Annotated in this window: 14 protein-coding genes; 6 read left to right on the plus strand and 8 right to left on the minus strand. The window is 62.0% G+C overall.

Translation table 11 applies throughout. The features are described from left to right. Positions 1–71: 71 nt before the first annotated feature. Positions 72–410: a hypothetical protein gene (locus AC0L23_RS02220; RefSeq protein ID WP_085352988.1), complete on the minus strand. Its 339-nt coding sequence runs from the start codon at positions 408–410 to the stop codon at positions 72–74. 120 nt (positions 411–530) lie between these two features. Between AC0L23_RS02220 and AC0L23_RS02225 the strand changes: the two genes are divergently transcribed. Further along, positions 531–1,736 (plus strand): DUF418 domain-containing protein, encoded by a 1,206-nt coding sequence (locus tag AC0L23_RS02225; protein WP_085352986.1) that lies wholly within the window; start codon positions 531–533, stop codon positions 1,734–1,736. Between the two features lie 410 nt (positions 1,737–2,146). Here AC0L23_RS02225 and AC0L23_RS02230 read toward each other — a convergent pair whose 3' ends face one another. After that, a complete protein-coding gene (locus AC0L23_RS02230) occupies positions 2,147–2,965 on the minus strand; it encodes a methyltransferase domain-containing protein (RefSeq protein WP_085352985.1) in 819 nt (272 codons plus the stop codon). A gap of 593 nt (positions 2,966–3,558) precedes the next feature. Between AC0L23_RS02230 and AC0L23_RS02235 the strand changes: the two genes are divergently transcribed. Next, a complete protein-coding gene (locus AC0L23_RS02235; RefSeq protein ID WP_240543387.1) occupies positions 3,559–4,779 on the plus strand; it encodes a hypothetical protein in 1,221 nt (406 codons plus the stop codon). A 149-nt stretch (positions 4,780–4,928) separates the two neighbouring features. On the opposite strand, the gene AC0L23_RS02240 is transcribed toward AC0L23_RS02235, so the two are convergent. From AC0L23_RS02240 to AC0L23_RS02260, 5 genes are all read right to left on the minus strand, one after another. Further along, positions 4,929–5,633 (minus strand): GrlR family regulatory protein, encoded by a 705-nt coding sequence (locus AC0L23_RS02240; protein WP_018456325.1) that lies wholly within the window; start codon positions 5,631–5,633, stop codon positions 4,929–4,931. Between the two features lie 399 nt (positions 5,634–6,032). After that, the gene (locus AC0L23_RS02245) at positions 6,033–6,854 is read right to left on the minus strand and encodes a tetratricopeptide repeat protein (protein WP_085352983.1); all 822 of its coding nucleotides are present in this window, start codon (positions 6,852–6,854) and stop codon (positions 6,033–6,035) included. Between the two features lie 32 nt (positions 6,855–6,886). Beyond that, the gene (locus AC0L23_RS02250; RefSeq protein WP_085384882.1) at positions 6,887–7,570 is read right to left on the minus strand and encodes a substrate-binding domain-containing protein; all 684 of its coding nucleotides are present in this window, start codon (positions 7,568–7,570) and stop codon (positions 6,887–6,889) included. Between the two features lie 18 nt (positions 7,571–7,588). Next, positions 7,589–8,290, minus strand: coding sequence for a GrlR family regulatory protein (locus AC0L23_RS02255; protein WP_085352980.1), 702 nt, complete (start codon positions 8,288–8,290; stop codon positions 7,589–7,591). 194 nt (positions 8,291–8,484) lie between these two features. Next, positions 8,485–9,519 carry a glutamine synthetase beta-grasp domain-containing protein gene (locus tag AC0L23_RS02260; protein ID WP_018456321.1) on the minus strand — a complete coding sequence of 345 codons (1,035 nt, stop codon included), beginning with the start codon at positions 9,517–9,519 and terminating at the stop codon, positions 8,485–8,487. A gap of 540 nt (positions 9,520–10,059) precedes the next feature. On the opposite strand from AC0L23_RS02260, the gene AC0L23_RS02265 reads away from it, so the two are divergent. From AC0L23_RS02265 to AC0L23_RS02275, 3 genes are all read left to right on the plus strand, one after another. Next, positions 10,060–10,260, plus strand: a complete 201-nt coding sequence (locus AC0L23_RS02265) for a DUF2735 domain-containing protein (RefSeq protein ID WP_371261365.1) — start codon at positions 10,060–10,062, stop codon at positions 10,258–10,260. 168 nt (positions 10,261–10,428) lie between these two features. After that, on the plus strand, positions 10,429–11,172 hold the full coding sequence (locus tag AC0L23_RS02270; protein ID WP_085352978.1) for a tyrosine-protein phosphatase: 744 nt from the start codon (positions 10,429–10,431) through the stop codon (positions 11,170–11,172). Positions 11,173–11,212: 40 nt separating this feature from the next. Next, positions 11,213–11,893: an SDR family oxidoreductase gene (locus AC0L23_RS02275; RefSeq protein WP_085353066.1), complete on the plus strand. Its 681-nt coding sequence runs from the start codon at positions 11,213–11,215 to the stop codon at positions 11,891–11,893. Here the strand turns inward: AC0L23_RS02275 and AC0L23_RS02280 are convergent, their stop codons facing one another. Continuing rightward, the gene (locus AC0L23_RS02280; RefSeq protein WP_018456317.1) at positions 11,894–12,241 is read right to left on the minus strand and encodes a GrlR family regulatory protein; all 348 of its coding nucleotides are present in this window, start codon (positions 12,239–12,241) and stop codon (positions 11,894–11,896) included. A gap of 143 nt (positions 12,242–12,384) precedes the next feature. On the opposite strand from AC0L23_RS02280, the gene AC0L23_RS02285 reads away from it, so the two are divergent. Then, positions 12,385–13,071: a DUF2161 domain-containing phosphodiesterase gene (locus tag AC0L23_RS02285; RefSeq protein WP_018456316.1), complete on the plus strand. Its 687-nt coding sequence runs from the start codon at positions 12,385–12,387 to the stop codon at positions 13,069–13,071. Positions 13,072–13,107 lie beyond the last annotated feature (36 nt).

Here is a 13,107-nt window from a genome sequence, read left to right on the forward strand (position 1 = left end):
GCTGGTCGTCCGAACGTCTGCAACGGGTTACAAGCCGACATCGCCGCGAGTCGCAGGGTTAGATACAGGCCCTAACGTTTGCTGGCAAACAGCTTGCGCTGCGCAAGATTAACGTAAGAATCGGGCCAATCGACCTCTCTCTTAGATTCCGGAAGAGATTGCCTCCGGTCGGCATACTCGAAGTACAGCGTCCCGTGGACACCTTGCGCATCGCGCTTCAAAATGGGGCGCTCCCATACGGGCGACAATATTCGCAAAGCCTGCTCTTCCCCAGCGCGTTCGGTAAAGTCCTCAATCAACTCCATGTCTTGGCCCGGGCCGGGAAAGATAGCAGCGAACTCATCATCGGTCGCTTGAAACAAGCTGAACGTCGCGTTGACCGCGCGATCTATAATCTGAATGTTCTTCAAGCTCTCCTCCCGGAATCCACGACCATAGGCTCTCTAGTACCGATGCACCGAAGTCCGCTGCAGGCCAATACCAGAACTGAACTGGCCCAATCTCCTGCCCCAACCTATAGTGCTCGTGCAATGGTCGCCATAAGCTGTGAGAGCCGCTCCGGCCCTGTAAACCCAAGGCAGCGCATCGAAACTATCGATGTGCTTCGCGGCCTGGCGTTGCTCGGCGTCCTTGCTATTAACGTCGTCACTGAATTCCGCGTCTCAATCTTCGAGCAGTTCTTACCCGCCGGGCGACCGGCACCTCCGTTTGACCGCGCGGTCGAGACAGTCTTGATGCTCGCGGTCGATATGAAGGCATTTGCCCTGTTCTCACTGTTATTCGGAGTTGGACTTGCCATTCAATATGAGCACCTCTCGACCAACCCGCATCGCGCGCTTCTGTTGTTTCGCCGTCTGATCGCCTTGCTGATGTTTGGACTGATTCACCTTTTCCTGATCTGGAATGGTGACATTCTTACCGAATATGCGATCGCAGGGTTAGTCGTCCTACCATTCCTGTTTGGCCCCCGCTGGCTGCTTTCATGCGGCGCGGCGACATTCCTGGCGCTGTATTTGGCCATGCAGGTGTGGTCCCCTCCTGGATTGTTTCCCAGCTTGGCTTCGTTGCAACGCCATGTGCTTGAAGCCAATCAGGTCTATGCAGGGGGCAGCTTCGGGCAGGTGCTGGCGTTCCGGGTCAGCGAAATCCCAGTGATCGTTCCTCTCCACATCTACGTATTCCCGCGGACGATAGGGCTATTTTTGATTGGTGCCCTCGTCTGGCGCAGCAATGCCTTGAGGAAGCGAGATCGTCCACTCCTGTTCTTGACAGCAATCAGCTGTACTGGGCTAGGCGCAGTCTTGATCCTCCTAAGAGTAAGCGGCGTCGTAGCGGGCGTCGGTCTCGGCGCACTGGCCACTCCCACCGGCACGATCCTGCTGGCTTTCGGCTACGGTGCAATGATCATCGCCGTCGCCGATCTGGCGAACGGCAAGCGATTGCTGGGCTGGGCTGCGCCGCTAGGGCGCATGGCATTCACGAATTACCTCGCTCAGTCCATGATCTTTGGCTGGATTTTCTACGGATACGGCCTCGGGCTATTTGGGCAGCTCGGGGCGGCCGAAGCACTGGCTATCGGGCTTTTCGTCTACGTCTGCCAGGTATTTGTCAGCGGTTGGTGGTTAGACCGGTACAGGTACGGCCCGGTCGAATGGTTATGGCGGACACTGATGTACGGCATACTGCAGCCGATGTCTCATGATCGTCTGACCAGCTCGAGCAAGCGCCCAGCCTAGGTCTGCCAGGGGTCAAAGGCTGCCCTCTTCAGCCAGCATAACCTTGGTCGGGTCACTTGCACGAAGCGGACATCGCCGCGCTCTGGGCTGAGGTCAGCCACGGGCCAGAAGCGGGCATCGCCAAATGAGCCCCCGCTCAAGCCTCATCGTGCAAGGATGGATGAAGTTCACTCCCCTCAGGACGGTGCATCGCTCGGAGGTCGACGACCGGATGGCATTCGGCTTTGAACTTTAGGAGCTGATGCTTGGAGGAGTTCGATGGAGCGCTTGATTAGCGCGACCATCGCGGCAGGACTGATAAGTGCAAAAGTGCTCAAAAGTTCCCGTGCAAACCGGCGGATCATCCACTCCCTCGGGGGCCGCGCGGCTAGGCCAGCGGTCCGCTAAGGGCCATGCCGTCAGCGGACGTATCAAGCAGTTGCGGTGAGTAGGTGAGCCGCTATCGGGAACGATAACCCGCTACTACCCACGTATTTTCCCAACTCCAACTTGGTATCTTCGGCCAGGTGTTCGCGAGCCACCTCGCTTGCTTGCGATACATGACTGGCCAGTGGCGAACCCGCAACATAGCTAGGTACAAATCGTTCGACGGATGGAAATTCGATGGCACCGACCCTCCGTTGAACCGTGATATCCTGAAAGTTCGCAGCAGCGACAAGTCGGCTCAGCTCATCGGCATCGGCGAGTCCAAATGGAGCTCGCATGATTGTGGCCGCCGCTGGACCGATGTGGCGCTCCAGTATTTTGGCTAAAGATTCAAACCCGGGACTTTGATCGATGCCGCACCACACCATGAGGGCGAGCCTTCCCCTTGAAGATAGAACTCTGCGCATTTCGCGCAAAGCAGCTGGTCTGTCGGCGAAGAACTGGAGGCCGAGTTGGCAGTACGCAATATCAAACGCGCTGTCAGCGGACGGCAGTTTGTCTGCACTGGCCTCCTGCCATTGAACCGAGGCAGCGTCATCGGCCATCCCGAGCGATCGTGCCACGTTCAACATGCCAGGATTGAGATCGATGCCCGTCACGATCCCGGTAGGGCCCACCTTCACCGCCGCGAGGCGCGCCACTATTCCAGTGCCGCAAGCAATATCGACTACGCGTTCGCCCAGCTTCGGCCGAGCGAGGTCTATCAGGACGGGGGCCCATGGCCCAAACACAGCCGGGACCAACTCCCGTTCGTACACTTCGGGCGCACTACCAGCGACCTGCCACTGACCTTGCTGCTCCATCAGATGATGCCAAAAGGACGTTCGCTCCTGCGCTTATAGCTCAACACAGCGATGTCCGCCACGGGTGGTCAAAAGCGCGTCCGCTCCCTCAGCGAAGTGCAGGCTCTTTTCGAGCTTGACGGCGAAATAGTTGCGAGGGGCGGCGGTGCAATCACAGCCCGATGGCATCGCTCCGCATCTTCGATCTGAAGTCGAAGATTTTCCAGTTCTGAGAGCCGGCAATAGAGGTCGTTGAGCCGAGAGGCCAGCTCAGCTTGAAAGTCCTGCATGATCGCCCCCATTACTCAAATTCGCTACCGAACCGCGAATTAAAGCAGCGGTCGTGCGCGGCTTCATTAAGGCATGTGAATCCCGTTGCGATCCCGATGAGTTCCGAGTATCGGAACCCGACCGTCCACACCCTCGGGGGGAGCTCGATGCGTCGGACTCCGCGGTGGGTCAATAGCGCCGGTTTCGGCCGTGGGCAGTCAGGGCGGGCGGTCTACCCTCAACTTCGGACATGAGCGGGCACCGCAAGCGCGATTGCGATGGGGCCACTTCCAGACTTCGCCGATGGGTATATAGAATCATCGTCCACCCTGGAGAACGGCCAAGTGGCCCGAATAGAAACCTTCGTATGGATCGTAACGACCTTCATAATCATTTTAGCCACCGCTCCACTACGGGCTTTGGCAACACCGGAAGCGTCTGCATGCGGGTACCTCGCTAGTCAAATTGATAAGGCGCAGCCAGGGCCGTTGTTTTTGCCCAGCTATCCGACCGTGGAATCGGGGCCTCTCCATGGCGCCGCATACCTCTATGACAATGCGGTGGCCGTCATCGCGTTGGTCGGTTGCGGTGAGCGAGACAAAGCAAGTCGGATGGGCGCGGCGATCCTCTGGGCCGTCGATAATGACCGGACCTGGCATGATGGACGGCTCCGAAACGCTTACGCCGCGGGTGTGGTGGCGAATGGCTCCGCCAAACTTCCGGGTTGGTGGGACAATAATCGGAACGAATGGTTGGAGGATCGATATCAGGTGGGAAGCGATGTTGGTAACATGGCATGGGCCATGTTGGCGTTGCTGTCGATTGATGATGTGAACACCGGCTCCCCGTTTCGCGATGGTGCAGCGCGGCTTGGCGCTTGGGTCGCGCAATGGGCCGATACGCGCGGTACTGGCGGTTTCACGGGAGGTACGTTTGGGCACGAACCGACGCCGGAAGTGCGGACGTGGAAATCGACTGAACATAATACTGACCTCGCCGCCGCGTTTGGCCTTCTTGCGATCCGCACAGGCGATTCGCGCTGGCGCGATAAGGCAACGGTTGCCGAGTACTTTGTAAATACGATGTGGGATCCGGGGTGCGTCTGTTTCGCCGCAGGAACCGCTGAAGACGGTGTCACGCATAATCCGATTTTGGCTCTGGATGCCCAGATCTGGCCTTTAACAGCGCTTCACGGAGCGGCCGGGAAATTTGCATCGGCAATGACGACCGCCGAACAGCGAATGAGTGTCGGCGGAGGCTTTTCTTACGGTGAAGACCGAGACGGTGTGTGGACCGAAGGTACGAGCCAAATGGCTCTCTTGATGAAATTGCTCGGCAAGACGAAGAGGGCAGAATCGCTGATCGCTGTCATCGAATCCCAGAGGTCGCCCGATGGTGGGTTCTATGCCACGACTGTCCGCGCGTTACCGACGGGGTTCGTGTTGGACACCGACCCGACCAAGCCGCGAAACTATTTCCGATTGTCACATCTTGGCGCAGCTTCGTGGGCTGCCCTTGCGGAACGTGGGTTCAATCCCTTTACGATGACAAAAGGACTTCCCTAGCTGAGCCGCAGTGCTTCTCGTCTCGGCCGTTTCGATCTGTCCTGATTTCGATATGTCCGCTTGGGGGTCACTTGCCGACATTGCCGCGGCTCGGACGTCAGGCCTGTTGAGCCTCTCGAGCGGAGATCCCAAATCTTTGAGTAACCGCCCTACGCCCGCCGCATCAGCTTGAGCGAGGCCGCGAGCCGCAGGCTGCGCTTGCCGGCGAGCGCGATGCCTTCGAGTTCGCCGCTGTCCGCCGTGCAGGTTCCGGAGAAGCCGATCCCGACCTCATAGCCGCCGAACACGGGGTTCTCGCCTTTTGCCGGCGTATGCTCCTGGTTGAGGATCTCGCCCTTCCAGCGGCCGTCAGCCGAGGAATAGGAGCCGAGATAGTAGAAGAACGCATCTCCGCCGAGGATGCGGCCGTCCATCAGCAGCATGACGCCGGAGAGCCCGGCATCGACGCCGTCGAGCGCGCGCAGATGGATCGCATAGAGCCCGTTCACCACCCCGCCTGGACCGATCGTCCCCTGCGGCGGCAACCCCTCGTCATCGAGCCGCGTGAGATTGGCCCAGAAACCGGCGCCCGGCATCGTGTCCGCGCTGCCCGCGAGACGGATCTGGTTGCCGACGAGTCGGCCGCGCGCGCCGATCGCGGCGACATCAGCCCCCATCAGCGGCTTGTAGTTGGGATCGTCGTTGTGCCGTTCGGTGATGACTTCGGCGATGATCTCGCCGTCGCGCTCGAAATAGCTTCCGAGATGCGCGAAGGCCGAATTTCCGCCCAGCAGCTTGCCATCATGCATGCACATGATGCTGCGGCCGAAGGCATCGTTGACGCCGTATTCAACCTTGTAGAGCCCGTCCAGCAACGCAAGTGACCCGCAAAATCATAAGGAAAGCACGCGCTACCTAGCACTGCCATCGCATCAAGACCATCGGGCTTTTTCGCGCAGGGCCATTCGCGAAGCCACGCCCTGCCATGATGCCATCATGCGCCTGTTTTGCCCGACGGCGCAAGCAATTTCGGCAATTCCGCATATGGCGATTTCACACCATTTGCAGGCCTGTGATTTCAACCACTTGGCTACTGTGCATGGGGTTGTTTTTCGAGTTTTTTTGTTTGGCCGGTCGCGAACGGTCCTTGCGCACTCACCAAAGCCGGCTTCGAACCCGCCGGCCGAGGCGCTACGGCATGATCCGGAAAAATGCGCAGCGGTTTCCCGAAAAGATCATGCTCACAAATAAATCTACAGCGCGTTCATCGGGCTTTAGAAGCACAGCGTGGTGACGAGCTTGCCCTGCTTGTCCTTGATCGCATAGGGACAGCGCAGCCGCTCCAGCGCCTGCTTGGCATCCTCGTCGCCGAGCGCTGCGGCGCGCTCGTAGTAGGATTTCGCGGCGTCCTTGTCCTTTGGCCCGCCGCGGCCCTCCTGCGCGAAGGCGCCCATCCGCTCCAGCGCGCCGGGATGGTTTTGCGCGGCAGCCTTTTCGAACAGCGCGCGCGCCGCGGCGTCGTCCTTCGCCCCGCCCGTGCCTTCGGAGAGCATCATGCCGAGCTGGTACTGCGCCTCCGCGTTGGTCTCGGCGGCCTTGCCCAGCAATGCGCGCGCCTGTGCCGGATCGGCCGGCGCGGCACCGCCGCTGCCGCCAAGCGCGGCGAGATTGCTGATGCCGCGGGGATTGCCGGCCTGCGCCGCCTTCTCGAACAATTTCCGCGCCTGCGCTTCGTCCCTGGCGACGCCGGAGCCGGTACCGTAGGCCACGCCGAGCTCGACCATCGCCGCACTCGATCCCTTGTCGGCAGCTTTGCGCCAGGCTGCCATCGCGTCCGCCGGTTGCCGGTTGGCCGCATAGGCGCGGCCGAGCGCGAACATCGCGCGCCGCGACGACGACGCGGCCTGCTTGCAGAACTTGATGGCGGTCGCAACGTCGGAGGCCGCAATCTCGGTCGCGCCCCTGACGTCGGCCGGCTTGTCGGGATCGCTGGGATCGGCCGCGACCCGGTCGCACAGCACGAGGTCGGCCGATTGCCCATGCGCCGACAACGGCACCGCAAGCGTGAGAAGGATGGCAACGAGGAAAGTCCGCATGGACGCCAGGTTGCGTCGCAGTCTCGGCAAATTCAAGGCTCGAGTCCCGATTGGCGCAGCACGGGGACCACCTCGGGCGATGCCAGATAGCGCAGCAGCCGGTCAGCGGCGTCGGCGTTCTCGGCGTTTGTCATCCGACCGGCGGAGAACACGGCCGGCGTTTGCAGATCGTGCGGGATCGGGCCGACCACCTCGATGCCTTCGACCTGCTTCAGCTCGCTGATCTGCTGCACCGCGAGGTCGGCCTCGCCGCTCACGAGCCGCTCCGCGGTAAAGCCCTGCTCGACGATGGTGGCCTTGGCGTTGATCTCTTCCGCGATCCCCATCTGCGCGATCAACCGGGCGAAATAGACCCCGCTCGCCCCCAGTCGCGAATAGGCCACCGACCGCGCCGCGAGCAGCGTGTTGCGCAGTGCGGATGCCGTGGCGATGTCGGGATGTGCCTGCCCTGCCCGCACCGCGATGCCGACGAAGGAGCGCGCGAGATCGGCAGCGCTCTCGGCGATCACACGGCCCTCGCCGATCATCTCGTCGAGCCCTTCGCGGGTGAGGATGACGAGATCGGCGGCCTCGCCGTCGCGCAACCGTTTGAGCAGCGCCAGCGTCGGCGCGAAATCGGCATCGATGTGGACGCCGGTCGCGGTCTCGTACGCGGAGGAGAGGCTGCGCATCGCGCCCATCAGGCCGAGCGTCGAGAGCATGCGAATTGTTTCCATCAGCGATTCCCGTGACGATCAGGCGCGGTGCATCAGCTTGAGCGCGGCGGTCAGGCGCAGGCTGCGCTTGCCGGCGAGCGCCGTTGCCTCCACCACCGCCTCTTCGGCATCATAGGTGCCGGAGAAGCCGATGCCGACCTCGTGGCCGCCGAAGATCGGATCGTCCTTGGCCGGCGTGTGCTCCTGATTGAGGATCTGGCCCTTCCAGCGCCCGTTGGCGGCGGTGTAGCTGCCGAGATAATAGAACGATGCATCGCCGCCGAGGATGCGGCCCTTGTTGAGCAGCATCACGCCGGTGAGACCGCCGTCGACGCCATCGAGCATGCGCAGATGCACCGAGTAGAGCCCGTCGGCGATACCGGCCTCGCCGACACCGCCGGCGATCGGCATCTCGTCTTCGGTGATCGGTGTCATCAACGACTGAAAGGGTACGCCGGGCAGCTCCTTGAGCTCGCCCTTGAAGCGATAGAGATCGCCGTCGGCCCAGCCCTTGGCAAGCAACGTCGCATCGTCCGTGCCCGCCATGGCGCGATAGTTCGGATCGGGGTTGTGGCGGACGGTGTTGATCACGACGTCGACGCCGGCTTCGGTCTTCACGTAGGTGCCGATATGGGCGAAGGCCGAATTGCCGCCGAGCATCTTGCCGTTGCCGGCATGCATCACGCTCCGGCCGACCCGGTCGCCGAGCTGAAATCTCACCTTGTAGAAGCCTTCAAACACCAGCCGTCCCCGGCCCTGCGCGCACCCAGACGCACTCTATCCCGCTTTCGGCGGCGATGGACAAGTTTCCGGCCATGAGGTCCGATGAGTCTCCGCAACGGCTGTCAGCAAAATGAAAAATCCGCCGAAGCCTTTCGGCTTCGGCGGATCGAAGTCCAACCCGGGCCAGCCCCCCAGCCCGGGCCGGGAGGATCTTAGGCGGCGGCCTTCTTGTCGGCCGGCACGGAGGCGATCGTCTTCAGGATCTGCGAAGCGATCTGGTATGGGTCGCCCTGCGAATTCGGACGACGGTCTTCCAGATAGCCCTTGTAACCATTGTTGACGAAGGAGTGCGGCACGCGGATCGAAGCACCGCGATCGGCAATGCCGTAGCTGAACTTGTTCCAGGGCGCGGTCTCGTGCTTGCCGGTCAGACGCTTGTCGTTGTCCGGGCCGTAGACGGCGATGTGGTCCATCAGGTTCTTGTCGAAGGCCGCCATCAGCGCCTCGAAGTACTCCTTGCCGCCGACCGTACGCATGTACTCGGTCGAGAAGTTGGCGTGCATGCCGGAGCCGTTCCAGTCGGTGTCGCCGAGCGGCTTGCAGTGGAACTCGATGTCGATGCCGTACTTCTCGGTCAGGCGCAGCATCAGGTAGCGGGCCATCCACATTTCGTCAGCGGCCTTCTTGGAGCCTTTGCCGAAGATCTGGAATTCCCACTGGCCCTTCGCGACTTCCGCGTTGATGCCTTCATGGTTGATGCCGGCAGCCAGGCAGAGGTCGAGATGCTCTTCGACGATCTTGCGGGCGACGTCGCCGACGTTCGAGAAGCCGACGCCGGTGTAGTACGGACCTTGGGGCGCCGGATACCCCGAGGCCGGGAAGCCGAGCGGACGGCCGTCCTTATAGAAGAAGTATTCCTGCTCGAAACCGAACCAGGCGCCGGAATCGTCAAGGATGGTGGCGCGCTTGTTGGTTGGGTGCGGGGTCTTGCCGTCGGGCATCATGACTTCGCACATCACGAGCACGCCGTTGGTGCGGGCGCCATCCGGGAACACCGCGACCGGCTTCAGCACGCAATCGGAGCTGTGGCCTTCAGCCTGCTGGGTGGAGGAGCCATCGAAGCCCCAGAGCGGAAGCTGCTCGAGCGTCGGGAACGACGCGAATTCCTTGATCTGAGTTTTGCCGCGCAAGTTCGGAGTCGGCGTATATCCGTCGAGCCAGATGTACTCGAGCTTATACTTGGTCATTGAGCCTCTCTGTAGATGATGCGAAAGGTGGGGGCCGCAGGCCCCCGCACGATTGTTTACCCGGCCAACATCGGCCGACCCTTTCCAAGCATTTAACGTGCCAAAAGGCCGCAGCGCGGGAGGTTTTCCACCGCCGCCGGCCCCCTCTTCCCTCCCGGCGGATCGGCCAGTGCGCCTGCGTCATAGCGGCGCACCTTTGCGTGAAGCTGCATCGCAAAAATCCCGCGGAAATCGCCCGATTTTGAAGCAGGCCGGCCCGGGCCTAAGGTTGCCGGCTAAACGCGCATCAACGTCGGGCAATATTCGCCAAGACTGCGACCGTCGCCCGCAACCTTCGCAACGGCCCACGCGTTAGCCACCCGAGCGCTGCCTTAGAGGAAGCAGAATGCAGTCTGCCTACAAAATAGGCCAAGGGTGATTTCCTTTTCAGCACTTTGCATTTCGGAATGCACGGCCGATATGGGGATTCCAGTAACCACAAGCCAACGAGTCGGGCGCACCATGGAGGCCAGCGCTGCGATCTCGGGAGATACCGCAATGATGAACAATGGACTGAGTCACGGATCTGCACAGATCTACCAATTCCCTGTCGGGGGCCGCTCGGCTCTCGGGGGGCGCCGCAACGGTGAGACCCGCCTTCCCGCCAACCACGCCTCGCTCCCCGTGAACGAGACGATTTGCAGCGGCAGCTGGTACCATCAGGAAGCAGTCGATGAAGCCAAGCCGAAATGGGATCGCTGATGCCTGCGTTCGGTTCAATACCGCCGCGGTCTCTCGATGCCCGGCGTCAGTTCGAAAAAGGGTCGAAACAACGGTGTTTCGGCCCTTTTTGATTCCGGACCTGATTGCGGGATCATATGGTCGCACAGGCGTTCACCGACCGCTTCAGATGCGTGACAAGACACCTCCATGAAAGACTCCCCTACCCGCCATCTCGCGCTGCAAGGCGCCAGCAATTTTCGCGACCTCGGCGGCTATCCGACCGCAGATGGCCGTATCACGCGATGGCGGCAGATCTTCCGCTCCAACCATCTCGGCCAGCTCACTGCTGCCGATATCGAGATCGTCCGCGCGTTGGGCGTGCGCAGCGCCTTCGATTTTCGCGGCGTCGAGGAACGCGCGGCGGGTGTCTGCGTGGTCAACGAGATCGCCGTGCATTCGCTGCCGATCGAGCCGACAGTCGTGGCTGCGCTGCGCGCCGAGCTCGGCAGGGGCAGGTTGACCGCGCCGGTCGCGCTCGAACTCATGCGCGAATCCTATCGCAACTATGTACGCCACAACACGGCCAGTTTCCGCAACCTGTTCGGGCATCTCCTGGAGGACCGCGCGCCGCTCGTGATCCACTGCACCGCCGGCAAGGACCGCACCGGCTTTGCCAGCGCGCTGATCCTGCATGCGCTCGGCGTATCTGATGACGTCATTGCCGAAGATTATCTGCTGACCAACCAGCACTACAAGCGCGACGCATCAAACGTCTCCGATCTTCCCGCCGATGTTCTCGACGCGATCGGCAACGTCGAGGCCTCGTATCTTGCGGCTGCTTTCGAGGCCGTCGGTAGCGAGTATGGCGATCTCGAAACCTACTTGCGCGACGGTCTCGAGCTCGGCACACCGGAGCGGATCGCACTGAAGGCGCGCTATCTGCAATCGTAGGCGGCCGTAAATCTTAAGCGGCCGTGCCGGGAGAACAATGATGCAAGGCAAGGTTCTGATCGTGACCGGCGCACTCGGCGCGCTCGGCAAGGTGGTCGCCGAGACCGCGCTGGCACGCGGCGCGCGCGTGGCCGGCATCGACCATGCGCCATCTCAAATCTCCGCGATGCCTGAGCGCATCGAGATCGGCGGCGTCGATCTGTCCGACGCAGCACAAGCAAAGACGGCGGTCGAGGCAGCGGCGAGACACTTTGGCGGGCTCGACGCGTTGGTCAACATCGCCGGTGGCTTCGCCTTCGAGACCGTCGGCGACGGCGACGTCAAGACATGGCAGCGCATGCATGCGCTCAACGTGCTGACGGCACTCAACGCCTCGCAGGCGGCCCTGCCGCATCTGGCCGCGTCCAAGGCCGGCCGCATCGTCAATATCGGGGCCATGGGCGCGCTTCAGGCCGGCTCCGGCATGGGCCCCTATGCGGCGTCGAAAGCCGGCGTCCACCGGCTCACCGAGGCGCTGGCGAGCGAGTGGAAAGGCAAGGTGACCGTGAACGCGGTGCTGCCCTCGATCATCGACACCAAGGCCAACCGCGCCGACATGCCGAAGGCCGACTTCGCCAAATGGGTGACACCGCAGGAACTCGCCGAAGTCATTCTGTTCCTCGCCAGCGATGCCGCCAGCGGCGTCACCGGCGCGCTGATCCCGGTTGGCGGGCGGGTGTAATCAATCCGGCACCAAGAGCCGGAGATTGCCTCTGAAACGGATGCTCTGCTTGCCGGCGAGCGCGATGCCCTCGCCGTACGCGGTCTCGCCATTGTAAGTGCCACTGAAGCCGATGGTCACGACCTTGCGGCCCCACACCGGGCGCTCGTCGAACGAGGGGGAATGCTCCTCGTTGGTCAGCTCGCCCTTCCACTTGCCGTTGGCCGAGGTGTAGCTGCCGTAGGCGAAGAAGAATGAGTCCCCGCCCCGCATGGTGCCGTCGCGCATCACCATGACGCCTTGGTTGCCGCCCTGGACGGCATCCAGCATTTCGATGCGGATATGATAGAGCCCATTCCTGATGGTCATCTTCGTGAAGCGCCCGATTGTCCCACCCGCAGGATAGCCGGATCATCTGTTCCCGATCAAATGGCGCAGAACTCTAAGTCCATTCCGGGGCTAAACTGACGCAGACTGATTCTCCGATCGAACGTGACATTCGGAAGCTTCCTTTGGAAACCACGCTCTATCTGCCTGTCAAACGCTTCCTCGAAGAGCTCGGCTTCACGGTCAAGGGCGAGATCGGCGGCTGCGATCTCGTGGGCCTCAGCGCCGGCGATCCTCCGGTGGTGGTGATCGGCGAGCTCAAGCTGACCTTCAATCTCGAGCTGATCCTTCAGGCGGTCGATCGTGCACCGGCCGGCGACGAGGTCTGGATTGCGGCAAAGATGTCAGCGCGCGGCAAGGGACGCGAGACCGACGCACGCTATCGCAATCTCTGTCGCCGCCTCGGCTTCGGCATGCTCGGGGTGACCGACCGCGGTCAGGTCGAGGTGCTGGTGAAGCCGCCGACGGCAGCCCCACGCCGGGAGCCGAAGGTCCGTTCGCGCCTGGTCGCAGAGCATCAGCGCCGCCAGGGCGATCCGGCGCTGGGCGGCAGCACGCGCGCGCCGATCATGACGGCCTATCGGCAGCAGGCACTGGCCTGCGCCTCGGAGCTCGCGGCAGGCCCGCGGCGGGTGAGCGAATTGCGCCGGCGCTGTCCCGATGCCGGCAAGATCATGCTTAACAATGTGTATGGCTGGTTCGAACGCACCGAGCGGGGAATCTACGGGCTGACGGAAGCTGGCCAGGCGGCGCTGAAACGCTGGCCACAACAGCGGGTTGCGGATGTTGCCGGTCTCCCGTCACTACCCTGACACCCAACCGGTGCATAGCTGAGATGCCACACCGAT

The organism is Bradyrhizobium sp. MI1.4 (assembly GCF_055811315.1).